Origin of the sequence: Paenibacillus sp. FSL K6-1330 (assembly GCF_037976825.1) — a bacterium.
Taxonomy (GTDB): Bacteria; Bacillota; Bacilli; order Paenibacillales; family Paenibacillaceae; genus Paenibacillus_AQ.
This window is the reverse complement of the sequence record NZ_CP150269.1, coordinates 3,245,198-3,264,944: the sequence shown is the minus strand read 5'-3', so window position 1 is coordinate 3,264,944 and position 19,747 is coordinate 3,245,198. Positions and strand designations below refer to the sequence as shown.

The following is a 19,747-nucleotide window of genomic DNA, read 5'->3' as shown; positions in this document are numbered from 1 at the left end:
GATGAATATCATCTAGCTTCTCTCGACCCGGTAGCGCTTTAAACCTAAGCAAATAGAAGCCATGAAAGCTAATAATCCACTAGCTCCAGCAGTGATCGAGAAGGCTCTTACATAATCCGCCAGGCTTGCATCTGAGAGGGACAGCCCAAGCGAGTGAGTGAACAAAATGCTTATAAATGCAACGCCCAATACATTAGCCAGATACATCATGGTGGTGAACAAACCCGAGCCTGTTCCTGCTGATGCCGCTGGTACACTGCTAAGAATCATATTCGCAAGCGGCGTTGTCGCCATAGCCAGACCTATTCCATACAACGATAGAATAAGGATATTATGGATATGAAACAAATGAATGGGATCCATATTCAGTGATACTACAAGCAGGAGTATGCTAATGCCCATAATTAGCGCGCCTGACCTTAATACAGTGTTCCCCCATCGATTGACCATCCGGGATGACAGCAACGAGGTAACAAACAACCCCAAACCCAGGGGCAGAAAGACCAAGCTTGTTGTCTTCAGATTGAAATGCAATCCTGTTTGCAGAAAGTAATTCAATATGAAGAAAAATGAGAACATGCTGAGGTAAATCATCATCTCCGTGAAGACTCCCCGACGAAAAGAACGTATTCGAAAAATGGAAAGATCCATGAGCGGCGGTGTATCCTGCTCCTTTCCCTTCCGTTTCTGCAAAACAATAAAGGCAAGGAGAATCAGAATCGATAACAGTACGCATCCCCATGTCCATGATGGCCATCCCTGTTTTTGCCCCACCGTGAGTGGATAAATCAGCAAGAATAACCCGAATATGAGCAGCAATGTCCCAATCCAATCAATTCTTTGCTTTCCAGGTCCGCGGGACTCAGGGACGATCGGCAGGCCTGTAATCACAAGGAGGCCAAAAGGCACATTAAACCAAAATACCAATCGCCAGCCAAGCCCAAACCAGTTCCAATCCACCAAAACTCCGCCAAGGATTAAACCAAGCGTGAATCCTGTCCCGATCACCGCTCCGTAGATTGCAAAAACCAACCCTTTTTCGCTCGGAGGAAAGGTTCGCTGGATTATGGATAGGACCTGTGGTTGAATCATCGCCGCCGATAACCCCTGGATGACGCGCACGTTAATGAGTAGAAGTGGACTTGAAACGAATCCCCCGAATACACTCATCACCGTAAAGCCCAAAACCCCAATGCGCAGCATTCGTTTTCTGCCATACATGTCACCCAGCCTTCCGCCCAAGATCAAGGCCACAGCAAGACCTAATGAATACCCTGAGAAAATAAGCTGTGCCTCGGCAAAACTGGCGTGCAGGCTGTCTTGCATATTAGGAAGTGCAACCTGCATCATATAATTGTTCAGAGAGATCAGAAGAGTCGGAAGCAGGATCAGAATAAGAGCGACCCAGCGGCGTGGATCAGCTGGCTGGACTACCTGTTGTGCTGTCATATCCGTTATAGCGATTTTATTCATGAGTTTCCCTCTCTTCCATTTTCATGAGCTGCGTCCGCATTTTAAAGCAAATGCCACCCTACCATTGAGCGGATTCGCATAAAGATCACTATCGATTTCATAGACTTGGCGTATCAATTCAACCAATTGATAATCATTATCATCGATGATGGCGTTTTGATCTACCTGCCAAGGTATTTTCTTTCCTTGTAGAGGGAGTCAGGATCTACAAAAAAAGGGACTCCAAACATGACAAACATGTTTAGAATCCTTTTTCTTCTTCGTATTTATTTTAAGGGCTTGACGTACGGCTGTGACCTATAGCTTTCAGATATTCTCCCGGATTACAGCCATAATACTTGCGAAAGGTAGTCGCGAAATTGCTGGCATTGCTGTAGCCGACAGATACGGCCGTTTCTCCGACATTATAGCCTTCCGTTTCCATGTACCAGATGGCCTTCTCCATTCTTTGCTTGCGCACAAGTTCGAAAATCGTGATGCCGAATCGTTCGCGGAACCCCTTTTTCAATTTGAATTCATTCAGTCCAACTCTTCTTGCTAACTGTTGAATCGATAGCGGCTGTTCAAAATGATGGATGACTAATTGTCTGGCTTGCTCCAACTTGGACAGATCGTCACGGCTTAGAAAACGGTTGCCGCCCACCGTCTCATGTCCTTCAACCTCCGCAAACAATGCGATGAGTTCCATCGCCTTGCTCTCCATGTACAATCGTTTCATCGTACCGTTATAACTGCAGTTCATCATATCCGATACGCATTTATGGATAGCAGGCGTGTTCGGATATTCGTCGATTTGCCCTTTATGCCGATGCAGCCATGATTCCATCCTGTGTTTCTCGGTGATGTCTCCAGCATAATGAAGCAGCTCTTGGGGGGACAAACGAATCTCAAGCATATGCTGCCTAATGCCGGCCTTCTTCTCTTCATATACCAGCTCATCCTCAAAAAAGAGAACGTTGCCTGTCATCTTCTCCGTGAAGCTTTCCCTTCCATTCCACTCACAATAAATTTCGCCGTTCAAACAGTAGCTTAACTCAAACAGCTGGCATGCTTCCTGAATGTGAAGCTTCATATCTTGTGCGAAGGTAATATCCGTCACTACGATCTCCATGCCTGAACGAATCCGTGTCCTCCTGATGCTTCCCTGTCCCACCGCCGGTGGTATGGAGATATGCTCCTGCCATTCGCTAAACTGGGAAGATCCCTGAACGAGATCTGTGAACTGATCAAAAAGGCTATGAACCTCGGCATTCACGATATTTAAAGTCAATGGTGACACCTTCTTATCCCTGTAATCTTGCGTTAGCTGCATTGTACGCTCCAAACCTCTTGAAGACAACCCATCGTCATTCAACAGAAATTAGAAACAGGGTTTGATCTTAGGATTCATATCCTCTGGACTCGATCTCTTTCCGAAGCCTTGCGATCACATCATCTAGGGCACTCTCACCAAGTTCGCCCTCGCCCCGTTTACGGACCGATACGTGATCGGAGTTCATTTCCTTCTCGCCAAGAACCAGCGTGTAAGGCGTTTTCAACAGACCCGCTTCACGGATTTTATAACCCAGCTTTTCATTTCTTACATCGACATTCACCCGTATGCCGGCATTCTCCAGACGTTTCTTCACCTTTAACGAGTAATCGATATAGTGATCTGACACCGGAATGATCATAACCTGTACGGGAGAGAGCCACATCGGGAAAGCCCCACCGTAATGCTCTGTAAGAATCCCGATAAATCGCTCGATGGATCCAAATACCGCCCGGTGAATAACAACCGGCCGATGCTTCTGGTTATCCTCTCCGATATACGAAAGATCGAATTTTTCAGGGAATTGAAAATCCAGTTGGATGGTACCGCATTGCCAGCTTCGCTTTAAGGAATCCAAGATATGAAAATCGATTTTCGGTCCATAAAACGCGCCATCCCCTTCATTAATTCGGTACGGCAGCCCTAGTTGGTCCAGCACCTGCTGGAGCGATGACTCCGCCTGCTCCCACAATTCTTCAGAGCCCATAGAATCATCAGGTCTTGTCGATAACTCGATTGTATAATCAAAGCCAAAAATTTGATAAACCTGGCTGATAAAATTAATAACCTGCTTGATTTCTTCCTGGATCTGATCAGGTCTCACAAAAATATGCGCATCATCCTGACAAAACGTGCGCACCCGCATCATGCCGTTAAGCGCGCCTGAGAACTCATGGCGGTGCACCTGACCAAATTCGGAAATACGAATGGGCAGCTCTCTGTAGGAGTGCAGCGAATTTTTGTAGACTAACATATGCCCTGGACAGTTCATCGGCTTCAGCGCATACTCCGTCTCCTCCACTTGCGTGAAATACATATTGTCTTTGTAGTGATCCCAATGACCGGACATTTCCCACAGCCGCTTGTTCATCATCAGCGGCGTGCGCACTTCATCATAATCGCTATGGAATTGAAGTTCTCTTGCAAATTGCTCCAGCTCATTGCGGATGATCATCCCGTTTGGCAAAAAGAAAGGCATGCCGGGCGCTTCTTCTGAGAACATAAAGAGCCCCAGCTCTTTTCCCAGCTTCCGATGATCCCGTTTCTTGGCCTCTTCCAGCAGCAATAGATGCTCCTCGAGCTGCGACTTTTTCGGAAACGCTGTTCCGTATATTCGTTGCAGCATTTTATTGTCCGAGTTCCCCCGCCAATAAGCACCTGCCACACTCATTAATTTGAATGCCTTGATTCTGCCCGTTGAAGGAAGATGCGGCCCCCTGCATAAATCAACGAACTCCCCCTGCTCATACACCGAAATGACCTCGTCCTCCGGCAATTCACGGATCAGCTCCATCTTGTATGGGTCATCTTTGAAAATACGTTCGGCCTCCTGACGACCAACCTCCCTGCGAATAATCGGCAGGTCTTCCTGAACGATCTTCTGCATTTCTCGCTCAATGGCAATCAAATCATCGGTTGTAATCGAATGCCCCAGATCCATATCGTAATAAAAACCATCCTCAATGACAGGTCCTACCCCAAAATGGACGGACTTCCTGCCATAGATCCGTTTAACGGCCTGGGCCATCAGATGAGCCGCGCTGTGCCGATACACGTATAGTCCATCCTCTGAATCCAGCGTTATAATACTTACTTCTGCATCTTGACACAGCTCATAATCCAAATCCACGAGTTTCCCATTCACTTTGGCGGCAACAGCCTGTTTCTTTAGACCTGAATGAATGGATTCCGCGATGCGGCTCATCGTCGTTTGTGCGGGATACTCCTTTTGGCTTCCGTCCGGCAGCGTTACTACAATTGACATTGTTATCCCTCCATCAAATTTTGTTTGAACGCAAAAAAGCACTCGATCCCTAAGGGACGAGTGCGTTCAGCTCGTGGTTCCACCCTAATTTGATCGAAAGTTGCATTCGCTCATACGGCCAGCGTGCTCTTTTCGATCCTCATTCAGACATCCGATAACGGGGATGACTCGGTGTTTTCTAGTTCCATATCTCGATAGTCAAACGACCGATCAGGGTTCAAAAACACAGCTACAAAGGGGTAATTCAAGAAGCAAGCACGGAGGAAGCTTTCACCAATCACTTCCCTCTCTGGGCAGGTCGTTTCAAGAATCATGTCTTTGATGGTTGCTGATAGTAAAGTACTATAAGTCAGTTTTTTCTAATTGTCAAACAGAATCTGACTGACAGATCCATGTAATATGGAACTTTCAGTCTCCCAATACATCCCATGTCAGCATCTCTACCATGATCACTTTTCTTTATTGTTCATAGATATTTTAATCAGATATCCAACACCTAAACCGACCAGAACTCCTGGAAACGCACTTCCCAGCGCTAAACCAATACCCGCCCCGATGATGATGCAAGCGTAAATCATGACATCTCCCTTATTCATTCCGTCCATCTCCCTCTGTATGTATTTATGACATAGATCGTAATTTTCTATCACAAAATACATCTTACAAGATGACGTCGCGTCACTTTCAAGGGGTCAACGTAAAAAGTAAGGGTTTAAGGCGATCGCGGATGGAGTATCGTAATTTGGTTTCCGGGTCTCCACCACCACCCTCGAAGTAAACGGTTAAATCTCCCTTGTTTCTGCTTGAAGCCAACACGTTTAATATCTTAGCATATTATATTGCCATTCAAGGAGGCTGACCCATGGACATGTATATGGATTTAGGGGTTAAACTGGTCATCAGCTTTTTTGGGTTATGGATAATCACTTTTGTTACGGGGAGAAAAACCATCAGCCAGCTTACACCGCTTGATTTCTTGTCTTCCTTAATTCTGAGTGAAATTGTCGGGGCAAGCCTCTACGATGATAAGGTAAACATATATCATTTGTTATTCGCTCTTGCGCTCTGGACGACGATGTCTTACCTCTTCGAGAAGGCAACCACCCGCTTCGTTAAGTTCGGATATTTAACGGAAGGCCGGGCGGTCCTTCTGATCGATAACGGAAAGCTCAACCAAAAATTGCTGAACAAATACGATATGGAATATAAACAACTGTTATCCATGCTGAGACGGCAAAGCATTTTCTCGTTAACTGAAGTCAAATACGCCATTCTGGAAACGGACGGATCGCTGTCCGTCATGCGTAAACCCGAGTACGAGCCTCCTACGGCCCAGGATATGGGCATGGAAGCCAAAGCGGACACCTTTACGGTAACGGTCATCGACAAGGGAAAGCTGCTCGAGGAATCGATGCTGGGCAAACCCATTGATCATAGCGAGATCAAATCGAAAGCCCGGGAACAAGGTTTTGACTCCTTGGAGGAGATCGCTTACGCGGAATATGGAGATGACGGGAAGCTTCATGTTTATTCTAAAAGGGAGGTTCTGGAATGATCTTATATAGGTTATCCCACCTTGATTTTGCATAAGGCCTTCCTGCCTCTTCTCCAGATTTTCTGATTCCGTTTCGCCCCTTAGGCTACCCGCAAGCACACGGTGCGTCGTTTCGAAAAACAGGTTGTAACGCCCCCTTGAATTCTGCATTATGATCACCAACATGTGTGCGTCATTTAGTCCAACATAAAATTGTACGGAACAACTTACAATCTGAGGGTTAAGAGGTACCACCGACGAAGTTGTACGAAAAAACGCACAAAATCGGCACGAAAGGGTTCCGTTATAGAACAATTGTACGAAAAATCGTACAACAGAGAGTTTAATGCTAGCTGTTTCAAGAGATTTGTACGAAAAAACGCACAAATCTGAGTGTTAAGAGGTACCACCGATGAAGTTGTACGAAAGATCGTACAAAATCGGCACGAAAGGGTTCCGTTATAGAACAGTTGTATGAAAAATCGTACAAACGAGATCCCAATGCCAGCGGCAGTAAGAGATTTGTACCAAATATCGTACAAACGAGAGAAACTCACGGGACGGTAGTGGGAAAACAGTTTTGTTTCGGGTCGGTTCCGCTATAAGCCCCTCGTTATACCGGATATCGACCATTTAAAGCAACTACAAAATAAGGCCAACCAGCTGTTTCTGGTTGACCTTATCATACGAAAGAAGCCTGATTGGTCAGGCTTCTTTTCCTTGCTTCTAACTACAAAGCGAATTCCACGATGTACTGTTTGCACACCGTAACATATCCCAGGGACTGATATAACCGGATCGCGTTTACGTTCTTCTCCAGCACATTCAGATACACATGGGGAGTGATTGCACGCCCCTTACGGGTCAATTCCGCGCATACCTTTTTGCCGTACCCCTGTCTTCTCCACGCAGCATCCGTGCCAATATTCCCAAGCTCAACATAATCATCGCTATAGATATGGTATCCGCCGACAGCGATGAGCTCCTGATCCTGAATAACCCCATAGAAGGGGGTTTGAAGCTCTTCCTTTGCAAAAGCTATCGTATTGAATTCCACCATTTTCGACTCGATCATATCATAGTATGAAGGGTCTAAACGAAACACCTCGTCATCTCCTAACGGCAAATCTTCAAGGTGCCGATGCTTCATGAGTAGGATGCCTGCGGGAGGTTTCATCACATCAGTCTCAAGATTAAGAACCTCCCATTCATCCTCATTCACGATAAAGCTCCCTAGTTCCCCATCAGGTAATTCCAGATCTCGTTTCATTCGGGACAGCACGGACTGAAATCGAAATGATGTCTGAAGAGGATACACCGAAAAGGCATAGAAAGGCAACCCTCTCAGAAAAGCCGTAACACCCAGCAGCTCTCCCTGTTCTGAGAACTGCCCATAATGAACGGTCTGATTCTTCCGACACGTAAGGTAGGAATAATATAAGAAATGCTGTTCCCTGTTGATCGTATCTAAGAGGCTCCCCAGCTCTTCAGGCAAAAGTCTGCGAATCACCAAGTCTTCTCCCTTTCTCAAAAGAAATCCATGAGGTAGGTTTGACCGACGGGAATCATCGACTCCAATTGTGTTACAGCCTTGGGATTTCCGGATAGCCGGTGAATGGCATGCAGCTCCCGTGGTCTTTTGTATCCCGCAAACAGCGCCGACAACGTCTGAATATCGGTCGACAAATCAGCCTGCTCCCCATGATCGGACGGAAGCTCCGACAGCTCCGCTTTCCCCTCTTGATTAACCGACAGACTCCATCGGCCTGCATTCCAAGGCGCAGCGGAATCTTCCACCTCGATAGTCATCACGGCTTCCCGATTTTCTTCAAAAGTGTACTGCTCCACAAAGGATTTCAAATCCACGATGCGGGCCATGAAGTATGGGACCACTTCCTGGGTAACGCGTGGATCCGGCAGCATAAATGGCAGCTGATCATCTCCAGGCACCATCGTCATCGTAACCTGCTCAATCCTGGAATCATGGTTTCCAAAAAAGGTCCAGAGTGCGCTTCGGGCTTCTTCATTTAGGTATACAAATTCGTCGCACACGAGATCTTTGTCTTTGAGCTCATATAACGCGTAGCCCGTCGGTTTGCCCTCAGCTGAATAATAAACAACGCTGTGACTGTCCCCCTGCAGCACGAATCTTGTCCACCAAGTGTCATCCCGCACAAGCGTACCGTTATAGCGGCTGGCATAGGCTTGATACATGCCGTCCAGTGTTGGAATATCGGTTACGCCTCTGACAATGCGGCCAGGCACTTCCACCTTACGTGGGAATTTTGGTACCGGAATGATGTACTTTTTATATTCCGCGTAAAGTTCCCAGCCAAATTTACGATAGAACGGGATCGAAAACGGATGCAGGAAGGAAAGGGTCTGGCCTTTGCCCTTCATCTCTTGCAATGCATGCTTGAGCAAGGTGGATACATGCCCCTGTCTGCGGTTCTCGGGCCAGGTTGCCACACCGGCAATACCGCCCATATCGAAAAGGTTTCCATGCATATAAACTTGCAGCGGGATGATGGTCAGTTTCGCTTGCAGCTCTTCTCCGTCAAAAATCCCCCAGAAGCGTTCAGGTTTAAAATGCTTTTGATTGGACTCTCGCTGCTCCGGTGTCAGTGTATATTGAAAGGCATATTCGGATAATTTTGTGCTGATCTCAAACTCGTCGGACCTTAATTGTCTCAGTTCCATACTTGCTTCACCTCTCCAATCTTTATATGTACTTTAAGTGCTGAATTACACGTGTTTTCTCGGCACGGGAATTTTATTCCAGGGCACATGATCAGTATAACATTGCTGCTGCCTATACGGTACAAAACACGTCCGAATCAGGCACAAATCCAACCGTACTTTGGATACAAAAAAACTCAATATACCTCACAAACTTTTTGTAAGCTACTTGACAAAGTTAACCCCCTGAGATTATGATTAGCTCATGCAAAATAACAAACACATCGAGATAAAAATAAATTCAAAATAATCAGGAGGTAACAACAATGTCCAAATTGAATATCGGTATCATTTTAGGCAGCACACGTCAAGGCCGTTTGAGCCCACAAGTAGGTGAATGGGTTAAGCGTATAGCCGATGAGCGCGGAGATGCAAACTACGAAATCGTTGACATCGCTGATTACAAGCTCCCGCTTTTTGGCGAGGCTGATGCTACAGAGCAAGCAACCGCTTGGAACAATAAGCTGAATAGTCTTGACGGCTTTGTATTCATCGTACAAGAATACAACCACAGTATTTCTGCCTCTTTGAAAAATGCACTCGATTTTGCTCGTGAACCATGGAACAATAAAGCTGCAGGTATCGTAAGTTATGGTTCTGTTGGCGGCGCTCGTGCTGCCGAACATCTGCGTGGAATTCTGGGTGAATTGTCCGTAGCGGATGTCCGTGTACACCCAGCACTTTCGTTATTCACTGATTTCGAGAATGGCTCTGTGTTCAAACCAGCTGATCTTCATCTCGTCAACCTGAATGGCATGCTTGACCAAGTGCTTGCATGGAGCGGAGCATTGAAAACACTGCGCTAATCTCTAATTCAAGGACTGTCCCCTTCATCTTCCGATGAGGTGAGGGCAGTCCTTTTTATTTTTTTGCATCCATATTTTTGCATCCATATTTCTGCATCCATAAATTTATCTGCATCGTCGATCTGCACCATTAGTCCTATACCTAAACCCCGTTCCTACTCCATATCAATATGGAATGTTTCTTTTAACCCCTCTTTGCCTTCAGGCGTAATTTGTATGGCTCTTGTTCTTGGAACGCGTTGTATCCAATGTAACTCGAGTAATCTTTCGAGCAGGGCATGGCCCAATGCTCCGGCCAAGTGATGGCGTCTTTCACTCCAATCCAGGCATCGATATGCGAAAGAGCGGCGTTGGCGCTTAACACGACTCAGATCAATCTGAAATTCCTTGAAGAAGTTCTCCCCTTTTTCTGTAACCATATATTGATCTTCCACTTCGGATATGACCCCGGCGCTGAGCAGCGAATTTGTCAATTGGATTCCCAAATTCCCCGCAAGATGATCATAACAAGTCCTTGCCTGACGTATGGCTTCAGTCTCCGTGGCTTGGTTTAATGATCTTATTTCGACAGGAGGCGTTATGGATAGAAGTGTCTCCATGACCTGGGCAACCTCTTGATCCTGTATTCCGTAATAACGATGTCTTCCCTGTTGTTCGACGGTGACCAGATTCGCCGCTACCATTTTCGATAAATGGAAGCTGGCCGTTTGCGGTTTAATTTTTGCCATGTACGCCAGCTCGCTTGCCGGGTGATAGCGCCCATCCAATAAGACGGTTAATATAGCCGCTCTCGATGCCTCACTAACGAGTGATGCTACCAAGGCTGCATTTGGATTCGCATACATCTACATCCCTCCTCATGTAATCCACATTTCGATGAGCATCGAATCTTTTCTATTTTACAATGATTTTGGATAGAACAGATCATTTGGGAGGAATCTTTTTATGAAGGAAATTACTGGCATGATCGGCACGGACATCATTAAACCGAAAATTCTTTACTATGGAACTCCGGTTATTTTACTCAATACGCTAAATGAAGATGATACCGTAAATATTAGTCCCATATCCTCTTCATGGGCGCTCGGGGAATATATTATTTTAGGAATCGGACTCGGGGGTAAAGCGATAGAGAACTTGGAAAGACATCCGGAATGTGTCATCAACCTTCCTGACCCTTCCATATGGGAAAATGTTGAGCAGTTAGCCCCTCATACAGGAAAATATCCAGTTCCTGATGATAAGGCAAAGAACGGTTTTTCATATGAAAAAGATAAATATGCGGTATGTGGGTTAACGCCTGCGGATTCTGTCACCGTAAAGCCAACTCGCATTATGGAGTGTCCCATTCAAATCGAGGCTACCGTGAAAAACATTCGGATTCCCGACTATTCTTCCATGTTTGCCATTGTCGAAACACAGGCGATCCATGTACACGCCCATAACAATATCATCTTGAATGAACATCACATTGATCCCGCCAAATGGAGTCCGCTAATCTATAATTTTCGGCATTATTATGGCCTTGGCAATCCGTTAGGCAAAACATTTCGGGCCGAAACTTAAGCCAGCGTGATGATGAATGAAAGGGGCCGTCCCAAAAGTAGATTTAGTTGCTTGACGTACGACTCTCATAAACAGAAAGTGTGTCAGATAAAGGTAAGCAATCTGGACGGCGTAGCGGAGAGGACGAATCGATTCCGGACAAGCAACAGCGATGGGAGGAACGATTCGTACATGGAGCGTCTTCTAACAGCAAGAAGGGGGGCCTCCCGCAAGATCTAAGATCTTTTGGGACACCCCCCTTATACTTACACTCGTTGTTATGGTTGAACCGGAATGGTCATTTCCAGATCCTTCAGATATGTTTTATCCCCGCGGCTGTCCTTCCCTTGACCGATAACGCTCCAATCCTTGTTATTTACGGTCAGGGTAAACGGCTTAATCGTTATGGATTTCGGAGTTCCGTTTACAGGACTGAACAATTGATCGATATGATATTCAGTCTCGGGCTTGCTGTTAAAGTAATCAAACTTTCGAGGATTCAGCACATTCCCTTGATCATCCACAAGTTCGTAATATACCATGCTGGCGCTATAATCGCCTGTTTGCTCTGCAGAAGCCGGCACCTCGCCTTTACTATCCAGAACCAGGCGGGTCGATACCGGTGAAATATCCAATTGCTTGACGGTATAACTGAATTGTCCATCCGATTTCGTAGCCTGCTCCGGCTTTACGACAACCGATTTATTAGTGACGTTCACAGGGACCTTGAATTCAAAGGTTTCATTCACTTGAGTCACGTTAGCCTGAATGGTCAGCTCGAATTGATCAGGTAATTTCAGATCTTTGGTAAGTTCAACGATATAGGCATTATCCTGTCGAGGATAGTCTCCGAAAATACCTTCTCCCATTTCCACTTCTTGTCCGTCTACCAGAATTCGCGGTCTTTCGATATAGCCTTTTTCCTGATCTTCCTTAGCTACTGTCCTCGACTTAACATACTCACTATCGGGATTACTGATGAATTTAGCATCTTTGCTAAAATACGGAGAAGCTGTACTCGGTAAATCCACTCCCTCGCGCTCCAGTATAAAGGACAAACGGGTTCCATCATATAGAAGGTCAGCTATTTTTAAAGTCACGCCATCGTGAGTTACGCTCAAGTTAGGTTCGGATAGAATCCCTTGCTCTATAGCGGCTTTAACTGCATCTTCGCTGGTTCCTTCGAATAACACGCCGAGCACTGGGATTTGCTTCAGGGTTGCTGCCATGACCGGCGATACAAATCCTGACCCGATTACGCTTCCTCCCAGCACAACAGCTGCGGATGCAACGAGTATTGTTCTTTTTAAAACATTCGGTCTTCGTTTGGATGATGTTCTTGTCCTTGTCATTTCACGTTCTCCAATCCTGTTCATAATTTGATAGCTCATGCTATTCTTCGGTAAAGTCGATTCACGAATCATTTCTTCTAGTGCATTCATTTCAGCGAATTCCGTTTGTTTCGGCGATTGTCCCACGTGCCACCTCTCCTTTTTGGCTTATTCGGTCCATCAGTTTATGTCGTAACCGTTCATACTTCTTTCGTATCGTTGCTGATTTGATTCCCATAATGTCGCTGATTTCCTCAAAGGTATACTGTTCAACCGCCTTCAGCAGCAATATGTGTCGTTCTTCTGATGTAAGATATGTTAACAGCTCGTACACAACCGGCTCGTGATGAGATATTTGCACAACCGGCTGCTGTTCCTTGTAATGCTCGATCAGGTTAAGAAAGCGGCTCTGCTTCTTTTTAATATTGATCAAATGATGATAGGCCATTTTATACAACCAGGCGGAGAAAGACACTTGTCTCTTGTACTGATGAAGATGTTCATAGGCACGAATAAAAATCTCTTGTACCGCATCTTCGGTCTCCGCATGATTTTTAAGAATATAGTAGCAGTACGTGTACATCTGCCGCTCAAACTGGATGATGATCGCTTGGTATGCTTGTTTGTCTCCTGCTTTGACTTGTTCTACAACCGCTTCAATGGCTTCTCTTTTTCCTTCCGCTTCCCCGGGGATGGTTGGCTGCAAGCGAGCTCACCTCCTTCTTTGTTTACCTATATAACAATCCCAACAAGCGATTTTGTGACACGAATTGTTTTATGTAGTGAAATAACATGAACGAAGCTCTTGCCTTGTAATAGAGCCTAGATGCTGGGTATGAGCTTCATTTAGCGTCCGTTTAGCAGCTACAGCTTGGGATAACTCTTAACATAATTCAAGAATCGCTTCGTAGCTGGAGATATTTCTCGCATGGAGTTTACGGCAATGCCGAGCGATCTGAAGCTCTTCTCCTTCAATTCGATCAACCGTATATTTCGCTGCTGCCCTCGCAGCACAAGTTCAGGAAGAATGCTAATGCCAAGGCCTTTCTCCACCATGGCCATAATGGCATAATCGTCACCAAGTGTATATTTGATATCCGGCTTGATCCGGGCCTTCTCCAGCATCCGGTTCACATCATAATCGGAACCTTGGCTGGGCATAATAAACGGTTCATTCTCAATCTGGGACAATGTAATAGAGTCCTCCGAACTGAGCGGATGTTCCATTGGCAGCAATACAAGCATTGGGTCCTGGTGCAGGAGAATCGCATCGAATATATCCGAAGTTGGAAGTGAAAGGAAGCCGCAATCAATCTTGCCCTCCGCGATCCAATCCTCAATTTCCCGGTAATCTCCTTCAACCAATCGAATGTCGATATGGGGATAATCCCGCTGGAAATCCTGAATAATCCCCGGCAGCCAGTGAACACCGACACTCGTAAAGGTACCGATATGAATGGTACCCAGTTCGATACCATGAATGGAAGCCACCTGCTGCTCCAAATGTTCGTTCCACTTCAGGATTTCACGTATCGTCTTCAGAATCTCCTCGCCATTGGTCGTCAGCTTCGCTCCTGAACGATTCCGTATCAGCAATGAGAAACCAAATTCATCTTCCAGACTGTTGATCATGTGACTGACACCGGACTGTGTAAATCCCATAACTTCGGCGGCTTTGGTTAAGCTGCCGAGCTCGACGACCTTCAATAATACTTTGAATTTATTTATACTCATGGGAAATCCTCCTGATCATTTCATACATGAATTTTACTCATATTTATTATTAGAAACATTCGTTTTACTTGTCTATTGTACGTGAGTATACTGATTTTGTTCAATCACTAGAAGGAGGAAAAAGAACTTGAAACCGCTGAAGGCCGATCTTATGATTTTGTTCATCACCATTTGTTGGGGCTCGTCCTATCTTTTTATGAAAGTGGGACTAGATTCGCTAGGAGAGTTTAATTTGATAGCCCTACGCTTCGGATTGGCCTTTATACTCGCAGGAGTGATTTTCTTCCCCCGCTTGCGCCAGGTTAACGTAAAGACGATTCGGTATGCCATGCTCCTAGGCTTTATATTATTTATCATGTTCACCGCGCTTACCTTCGGTCTGAAGACCACGACAACATCCAATGCCGGATTTCTGGTCAGTTTAACGGTGGTATTTGTCCCTTTATTACATACGTTTCTATTTAAGAAAAAAATAGAGAACAAAGTGATTGTCAGTATTTTGCTAGCCTTAACCGGCATTGCGCTGTTGACCATCCAGCTTCCTTTTACATTTAAGATCGGTGATCTGTTCTGCATAGCGGCGGCATTATGTTATGCGCTTCATATTAATATGGTAAGCACTGCCGCGCAGAAGGTCGATACGCTAAGCCTCGGCATCCTGCAGCTTGGGTTCACGGGATTGTATGCGTACATCTCGTCTCTACTCTTTGAAACTCCAGTATGGCCAAGCACGACCCACTCATGGATTGCCGTCCTTGTTCTTAGCGTTGTATGCACCGCGGTCGGGTTCATCTTCCAGACGATCGCCCAAAAATATACCACGGCTACCCGGACGGGACTTGTGTTCTCCCTGGAACCTGTATTCGCGGCACTGGTCGGATTCTGGTTTGCTCACGAGATCATGAATTCCAATCAATATTGGGGTGCTGTCCTTGTGTTCCTTAGCGTGGTTTTATCAAGCGTTAATGTAAAAGCGAGGAGACGCTCTACCATTAAGAATAGACCGTTCCGATGGAGTCGTATTCTGCTGAATTCAAGTAAAAAAGCTTGACTTATGCCCCAAAAATTTATATCTTTATATCACGGCTTAACTGATGACGATATCAGTTATGCAGGAACGTGATTAAAGGGGAGTAGCTGACACAACAAAGTCGTCATTACGGGAAAGTTCCCCGGCTTTGTTGGCAACGATACGTTGTTTGCGAGACCTTTACCACACTCTGTGGTGAAGGTCTCTTTTGGATTATAAAGGGCCTTCACCTGCCGGTGGAGGTCTTTTTGTGCCTTCAATACTACAAAACTAGGAGGAACTGGTATGGAGCTTTTGTTGGAGTATGGATGGGTACTGTTGGTGCTCATCGCACTGGAAGGGTTGCTTGCAGCAGATAATGCGCTGGTCCTTGCCATTATGGTAAAACATTTACCCGAGGAACAGCGTAAAAAGGCTTTATTTTACGGGTTGCTCGGAGCGTTTGTCTTCCGCATCGGATCACTGTTCTTAATCTCGTTCCTGGTGGACGTATGGCAGGTACAAGCCATTGGCGCACTTTATCTTCTCTACATTTCGATCAATCACACATTGAAACACGTGATCAAAGGCAAGAAACCGACGGAAGACGCCAAGCCGAAACCGGACAAACCCAAGAAGCAATCCGGCTTCTGGATGACCGTCTTCAAAGTGGAAGTTGCAGACATCGCATTTGCCGTAGACTCGATACTTGCAGCCGTAGCGCTGGCTGTGGCACTGCCTCCAAGCGGTCTGGCGAACATCGGCGGCTTGGACGGAGGTCAATTTATCGTCATCTTCCTGGGAGGATTCATTGGTCTGATCATCATGCGTTTCGCGGCATCCTACTTCGTGAAGCTGCTGCAGCAGCGCCCCGGACTTGAAGTGGCGGCATTCCTCATTGTCGGTTGGGTTGGGGTCAAACTTGCAGTCATCACCCTTGCGCATCCCGATGTTGCCCTTATCGACCATCACTTCCCGGAGAGCACGATCTGGAAGGCATCCTTCTATATTGTTCTTGTGCTGATTGCCATTATCGGATGGTTTAGTTCATCGAAAGAGAAGGTACAAGACGAAGACAATACAATCAAGGAAGTGGAAGATCAGCAGCCTGGGAAAACGCTTCAAGGGTAAATCCTGTTTCGGATGAAACAGGACAACGTAATCCATAAATCGATCCAATAATAGGAAAAAGGCGATTTGCTGACCGGTGCATAAACCGATCACAATCGCCTTTTCCTGCTTATATGGTTAACTGCATATTATATAAATTGGCATAAGCGCCTTGACGAGCAATTAATTCATCATGCGTGCCCTGTTCTTTAATTCCGTCCTCGGATAAAACGACGATTCGCTGTGCATTCCGTACCGTTGTCAGGCGATGAGCGATGACAAGCGTTGTGCGGTTATTACTTAACCGCTCCAGCGAATCCTGGACAGCTCTCTCGCTTTCATTATCCAGGGAACTAGTCGCTTCATCAAAAATGAGGATCGGCGGATTCTTTAGGAACACGCGTGCAATGCTGAGCCGCTGCTTTTGCCCTCCGGACAGCTTGACGCCGCGCTGCCCAATATCCGTATCATAACCGTCCGGCAGTGCCATGATGAAATCATGGGCATTCGCTCTTTTTGCAGCTTCGATGATTTCTTCCTCGCTGGCCTCCATATTGCCATACCGGATATTATCGAAGACGGTCCCCGCAAACAAATACACATCCTGCTGAACAATCCCAATATGACTTCTTAACGAGTGCTGTGTGATATTCCGGATATCGCGTCCATCCAGCATAATGCGTCCTTCACTCACTTCATAAAAGCGCGGAATCAACGAACACAATGTCGTCTTGCCGACGCCGGATGGGCCTACCAATGCCACATATTCGCCGGGCTCGATGTCCAGCGATACATGTTTCAGCACATAATCATAGTTATCTTTATATTTAAAGCTCACGTTCTGAAATGTGATATTCCCCTGAACCTGCGTGATCGCCGCAGCATCCACGGAATCCTCGATATCCGGCTCTACCTCCAGAATTTCCATGAACCGGTCGAATCCCGTGATCCCCTCCTGATACAGCCTAGCGAAATTAACCAGCCGCTGGATCGGTTCGATGAGAATGCCGATGCACAAGAAAAAGGTCAGCAAATCCGCCAGTTCCAGCGAGGCATCCACGATGGCGGCTCCGCCAAACACAATAACCGCGATGGTAATGAGTTGGGTAAACCCGACCAACCCTTCGTGAAAGTAGGTTTCACTCTTATACCCTTCCCTTCTGCTGTCAACGAACCGCCCGTTAGCGTAGGCGAATTTCTTCCTCTCCACATGTTCGTTCGTAAACGACTTCACCACGCGGATACCCGATAGAGAATCCTCCACCTGCGCGTTGATATCCCCGATCCGATCCTTGCTTACCCGCAGCGCCACATTCATCTTCTTATTAAAATAAAAAGCAAACACAGCCATCACCGGCAGAAAGAGAAACACGATGAGGGTAAGCTTCACGTCAATATACATTAAGATGATGAATGCGCCGAGGAACTTCAGAACGGAAATGAGGATATCTTCGGGTCCATGGTGGTACAATTCGGTTAGCGATAGAATGTCATTGGTAGTGCGGGTCATGAGCTGCCCGGTTTTGTTCTCATCGTAGAACTCAAAAGACAGCTTCTGAAAATGGTCAAACAACTCCCGTCTCATGTCACTCTCCATATAAGCCCCCATCATATGTCCTTTGTAAGAAATGAACATATCGCAGAAGGTGTGGATGAGGACCATGGCCAGCATGACGGCACCCACCCCATAGATTTGGTTCAACGGGTTCGGGGAGCTCCCTTCCAACACGTTAATGGTGATATATCGTATACAGAGCGGAAGCATGAGTGTAATGGCCGAGACCACAAAAGCGCATGCCAAGTCTGCAAATAATAACCCCAGATACGGTTTATAATAAGACAAAAATTTCTTGGTTCGAGAATTCAAATCGATCTCCTCCATAATGTCGGAGGGTTAAATGTTCATATCCCTCCAAACTTGATTCATGATGTAGTCCATCGTTTTTCTCATTCCAAACACCCTTCCTTTTACTTGATAACTCCATCATACCCACAAACGGCACCACCCCGGAGTGTAAGAATCATTTATAATCAAAAAATCCCCTAATGGCATAAAAAAAGACAGGCATAGATAAAACCAAGCCTGCCTTTCGTTTATTCAAGTTTTAACGATTCCAACGTTCGTTAAGCAGTTCTCCGTTGATGGCTACCGCAGTCAAGGCCCCCATCGAAGCGGCGGCAATGGCTTGATACATTTCGGTGGCTGCATCACCGGCGCTGTAGACGCCTGGCACGCTCGTTTTTCCGAAGGCATCAATGACCACGCTTCCGGCTTCATTGATATCACAGCCGATGGCGGCCGGCAATTCAGAGCCGGAGACCAGCTTCGGCGCAAAAAAGATGCCCGTGCAAGGAATACTCTCTCCATCCTCCAACACGACTTGCTGTACCATCCCTTCATTCGACTCAATGCGATGAATTGGGGAGCTGAATACGGGGATGTTATGCTCCTCCAATTCTTGGCGCTGTTCATCCGTCAGTTCATCCGGTCCATTGGTACAGATCGTATAACGATCACTCCAACCTGCAATGACTTTGGCCATATGCGCTGCAGCCTCACCCTTGGCAATCACGACAAGCGGCTGATCCCGCAGTTCCCATCCATCGCAATATGGGCAGACGAAGGCGCTTTTCCCATATACGTCTGCCAATCCGTTAATATCCAAGGGGCTATCTTTCTTTCCGACGGCAAAGAGCAGCTTTTTACTGCGGTATACCGTCCCCTGTCCTGTCGTAATTTGAAAATCACCATCGACACCTGCGAGCGAAGCGGCGGTATCCTCTACAAAACTAACAGAAGGATAAACGCTAATCTGTTCCCTTGCGATCCTGCGAAATTCCGATGGGCTAATGCCATCTCGGGTAAGAAAACCATGAGTCTCGCGGGTAACCCGATTTCGTGGCTTCCCTTCATCCATCAGCACCACATTTTTTCTAGCTCTCCCCAATACCAACGCAGCATTCAAGCCTGCCGGCCCCCCGCCAATAATAAGGACATCATGCATTTGTTCACTCATTTATACCAACACCTTTCCGGATCTTTAATATCTATAATAATAGTACAAGAAGAGATTCCTTCTTGTTTTTCTTCGTGCTTAAAGTAGACTGCCACCAAGATTCATTATTACAGACTTACAATGTCTATTATAGATAAACAGAGTCTATAATGC

General features: G+C 46.2%; 17 protein-coding genes. 5 read left to right on the top strand and 12 right to left on the bottom strand.

Translation table 11 applies throughout. The annotated features are described in order from the left end of the window. Positions 1-12: 12 nt before the first annotated feature. The 4 genes from NYE54_RS14950 to NYE54_RS14935 all read right to left on the bottom strand — a co-directional run bounded on the left by NYE54_RS14950 (position 13) and on the right by NYE54_RS14935 (position 5,365). On the bottom strand, positions 13-1,473 hold the full coding sequence (locus NYE54_RS14950; protein ID WP_339272819.1) for an MFS transporter: 1,461 nt from the start codon (positions 1,471-1,473) through the stop codon (positions 13-15). Between the two features lie 271 nt (positions 1,474-1,744). Continuing rightward, positions 1,745-2,785 (bottom strand): AraC family transcriptional regulator, encoded by a 1,041-nt coding sequence (locus NYE54_RS14945; protein WP_339272818.1) that lies wholly within the window; start codon positions 2,783-2,785, stop codon positions 1,745-1,747. Positions 2,786-2,852: 67 nt separating this feature from the next. After that, entirely contained in the window at positions 2,853-4,769 is a 1,917-nt protein-coding gene (thrS, locus tag NYE54_RS14940) for a threonine--tRNA ligase (protein WP_339272817.1), read from the bottom strand. A gap of 449 nt (positions 4,770-5,218) precedes the next feature. Next, entirely contained in the window at positions 5,219-5,365 is a 147-nt protein-coding gene (locus NYE54_RS14935) for a hypothetical protein (protein ID WP_339272815.1), read from the bottom strand. Between the two features lie 266 nt (positions 5,366-5,631). Between NYE54_RS14935 and NYE54_RS14930 the strand changes: the two genes are divergently transcribed. Further along, the gene (locus NYE54_RS14930) at positions 5,632-6,324 is read left to right on the top strand and encodes a DUF421 domain-containing protein (protein ID WP_339272813.1); all 693 of its coding nucleotides are present in this window, start codon (positions 5,632-5,634) and stop codon (positions 6,322-6,324) included. Between the two features lie 709 nt (positions 6,325-7,033). On the opposite strand, the gene NYE54_RS14925 is transcribed toward NYE54_RS14930, so the two are convergent. Beyond that, a complete protein-coding gene (locus tag NYE54_RS14925; protein ID WP_339272811.1) occupies positions 7,034-7,813 on the bottom strand; it encodes a GNAT family N-acetyltransferase in 780 nt (259 codons plus the stop codon). Positions 7,814-7,830: 17 nt separating this feature from the next. Continuing rightward, positions 7,831-9,003, bottom strand: coding sequence for a GNAT family N-acetyltransferase (locus tag NYE54_RS14920; RefSeq protein ID WP_339272809.1), 1,173 nt, complete (start codon positions 9,001-9,003; stop codon positions 7,831-7,833). A gap of 305 nt (positions 9,004-9,308) precedes the next feature. Here NYE54_RS14920 and NYE54_RS14915 point away from each other — a divergent pair, with 305 nt between their 5' ends. Beyond that, positions 9,309-9,848 carry an NADPH-dependent FMN reductase gene (locus tag NYE54_RS14915; protein WP_339272807.1) on the top strand — a complete coding sequence of 180 codons (540 nt, stop codon included), beginning with the start codon at positions 9,309-9,311 and terminating at the stop codon, positions 9,846-9,848. A 155-nt stretch (positions 9,849-10,003) separates the two neighbouring features. On the opposite strand, the gene NYE54_RS14910 is transcribed toward NYE54_RS14915, so the two are convergent. Next, complete coding sequence (locus tag NYE54_RS14910; RefSeq protein ID WP_339272805.1) at positions 10,004-10,693, bottom strand: winged helix-turn-helix domain-containing protein; 690 nt, start codon at positions 10,691-10,693, stop codon at positions 10,004-10,006. A gap of 100 nt (positions 10,694-10,793) precedes the next feature. On the opposite strand from NYE54_RS14910, the gene NYE54_RS14905 reads away from it, so the two are divergent. Continuing rightward, the gene (locus NYE54_RS14905) at positions 10,794-11,414 is read left to right on the top strand and encodes a flavin reductase family protein (RefSeq protein ID WP_215158371.1); all 621 of its coding nucleotides are present in this window, start codon (positions 10,794-10,796) and stop codon (positions 11,412-11,414) included. A 257-nt stretch (positions 11,415-11,671) separates the two neighbouring features. On the opposite strand, the gene NYE54_RS14900 is transcribed toward NYE54_RS14905, so the two are convergent. The 3 genes from NYE54_RS14900 to NYE54_RS14890 form a co-directional block, all read right to left on the bottom strand. Beyond that, on the bottom strand, positions 11,672-12,871 hold the full coding sequence (locus NYE54_RS14900; protein WP_339272801.1) for a DUF4179 domain-containing protein: 1,200 nt from the start codon (positions 12,869-12,871) through the stop codon (positions 11,672-11,674). Further along, positions 12,837-13,430: an RNA polymerase sigma factor gene (locus tag NYE54_RS14895; RefSeq protein WP_339272799.1), complete on the bottom strand. Its 594-nt coding sequence runs from the start codon at positions 13,428-13,430 to the stop codon at positions 12,837-12,839. The genes NYE54_RS14900 and NYE54_RS14895 overlap by 35 nt, the downstream gene beginning before the upstream one ends. A gap of 158 nt (positions 13,431-13,588) precedes the next feature. After that, the gene (locus NYE54_RS14890) at positions 13,589-14,458 is read right to left on the bottom strand and encodes a LysR family transcriptional regulator (protein WP_098743740.1); all 870 of its coding nucleotides are present in this window, start codon (positions 14,456-14,458) and stop codon (positions 13,589-13,591) included. 127 nt (positions 14,459-14,585) lie between these two features. Here NYE54_RS14890 and NYE54_RS14885 point away from each other — a divergent pair, with 127 nt between their 5' ends. Then, a complete protein-coding gene (locus tag NYE54_RS14885) occupies positions 14,586-15,509 on the top strand; it encodes a DMT family transporter (RefSeq protein ID WP_339272797.1) in 924 nt (307 codons plus the stop codon). A 264-nt stretch (positions 15,510-15,773) separates the two neighbouring features. After that, complete coding sequence (locus NYE54_RS14880) at positions 15,774-16,598, top strand: TerC family protein (protein WP_339272795.1); 825 nt, start codon at positions 15,774-15,776, stop codon at positions 16,596-16,598. A 109-nt stretch (positions 16,599-16,707) separates the two neighbouring features. On the opposite strand, the gene NYE54_RS14875 is transcribed toward NYE54_RS14880, so the two are convergent. Continuing rightward, complete coding sequence (locus NYE54_RS14875; RefSeq protein WP_339272793.1) at positions 16,708-18,444, bottom strand: ABC transporter ATP-binding protein; 1,737 nt, start codon at positions 18,442-18,444, stop codon at positions 16,708-16,710. Positions 18,445-18,682: 238 nt separating this feature from the next. After that, a complete protein-coding gene (locus NYE54_RS14870; protein WP_339272791.1) occupies positions 18,683-19,594 on the bottom strand; it encodes an NAD(P)/FAD-dependent oxidoreductase in 912 nt (303 codons plus the stop codon). Between the last annotated feature and the right edge of the window lie 153 nt (positions 19,595-19,747).